We start from the raw sequence: 753 nt of genomic DNA, 5'->3' as shown, positions 1-753 counted from the left end.
ATCCATGGTACGCCATGATTGAGGACAAGGACTCTATTTATGAACGTTTTTTATGACAAAGATTGTGATCTATCAATTATCCAAGGTAAAAAAGTTGCCATTATCGGTTATGGTTCACAAGGTCATGCGCACGCGCTTAACCTACAAGACTCAGACGTTGATGTAACGGTTGGTCTACGTGCCAACTCAGGTTCATGGAAAAAAGCTGAGAACGCTGGTCTAAAAGTTGCTGAAGTAGAAGAAGCTGTAAAAGCTGCTGACGTAATCATGATTTTGACGCCTGATGAATTCCAAAAAGAGCTTTATAACGACGTCATCGAGCCGAACATTAAAGAAGGCGCGACATTGGCTTTCGCTCATGGTTTTGCGATCCATTACAACCAAGTGGTACCACGTGGCGATCTTGATGTGATCATGGTTGCGCCAAAAGCACCAGGTCATACCGTACGTTCAGAGTTTACTAAAGGCGGTGGTATCCCTGATCTTATCGCAATCTACCAAGATGCTTCAGGTCAAGCCAAACAGTTAGCACTATCATATGCTGCTGGTGTTGGTGGTGGTCGTTCAGGCATCATCGAAACCACATTTAAAGATGAGACTGAAACTGACTTATTCGGTGAGCAAGCGGTTCTTTGTGGCGGTGCAGTAGAACTGGTTAAAATGGGCTTTGAGACGCTAACAGAAGCAGGCTATGCACCAGAAATGGCTTACTTTGAGTGTCTACATGAGCTCAAGCTAATCGTTGATTTGATG

The 753-nt window shown here is 44.1% G+C and carries 1 protein-coding gene; it reads left to right on the top strand.

Features of this window, described 5'->3' with window-relative positions:
- Positions 1-39 precede the first annotated feature (39 nt).
- Positions 40-753 (top strand): ketol-acid reductoisomerase (gene ilvC / locus ACS8FC_RS16995; RefSeq protein WP_439297652.1); only part of this gene is annotated, 714 nt, incomplete at its 3' end.

The organism is Psychrobacter sp. 1Y4, assembly GCF_051847555.1.
Note: the sequence above shows the minus strand (reverse complement) of the source record. Positions and strands in the feature narration are given on the sequence as shown.